The organism is Pseudomonas sp. WS 5071, from assembly GCF_012985765.1.
Classification (GTDB): domain Bacteria; phylum Pseudomonadota; class Gammaproteobacteria; order Pseudomonadales; family Pseudomonadaceae; genus Aquipseudomonas; species Aquipseudomonas lundensis_A.
On sequence record NZ_JAAQWY010000084.1, the window covers coordinates 1 to 907 of the forward strand.

Annotated in this window: 1 pseudogene; it reads left to right on the top strand. The window is 59.2% G+C overall.

The annotated features are described in order from the left end of the window. Nucleotides 1-157: 157 nt before the first annotated feature. Nucleotides 158-907: pseudogene (gene istA / locus HBN61_RS22315) on the top strand (IS21-like element ISPst3 family transposase); the annotation flags it as partial.

A 907-nucleotide genomic window follows, 5' to 3' on the forward strand; every position in this document is an offset into this window, starting at 1 on the left:
GGACGGGTGGCAGAGGCACGGAAATCTTCGGGTTTCATCATCTGTTGCCGCTGACCGAAAACTGACCCAGTAGAGGCTGTTCTGCCGACTGAAAACTGACCCAGGTGTTCAACTGCTTCTGCTCAATTTTTGAGCAGGAGAACACAGGGTGATCAGTATGGAAATGATGGGCAAAATCCGCCGGATGTATTTCCGCGACAAGCTGTCGCTGCATGAGATAGCCAAGCGCACCGGGTTGGCGCGCAACACGATTCGCAAGTGGGTCAGAGCACCTGAGGCCAAGCCGCCGGTCTACCAACGCCGCGCGATCTTCAACAAACTCAGCCCTTTTCACGCCACGCTGGAGCAGGCGCTCAAGGCCGATTCGCTGCGGCCCAAGCAACAGCGGCGCAGTGCCAAGGCGCTGTTGGCGCAAATCAAAGCCGAAGGTTATGACGGTGGCTACAGCCAGCTCACCGCGTTTATCCGTGCCTGGCGAGGGGGACAGGGCAAGGCGTCGCAGGCCTTTGTGCCGCTGACCTTTGCTCTTGGCGAGGCGTTTCAGTTTGACTGGAGCGAGGAAGGCTTGCTGGTCGGCGGCATTTACCGGCGTATGCAGGTGGCACATCTGAAGCTGTGTGCCAGCCGTGCGTTCTGGCTTGTGGCGTATCCGAGCCAGGGCCATGAGATGTTATTTGACGCCCATACACGCTCGTTCGGCGCCTTGGGCGGCGTGCCGCGCCGGGGCATCTACGACAACATGAAGACCGCCGTCGACAAGGTCAATAAGGGCAAAGGCCGGGCGGTGAATGCACGCTTTGCGGTGATGTGCGCGCATTACCTGTGCGATCCGGACTTCTGCAACGTCGCCGCTGGTTGGGAAAAGGGCATCGTTGAAAAGAACGTGCAAGACAGCCGCAGGCGTATC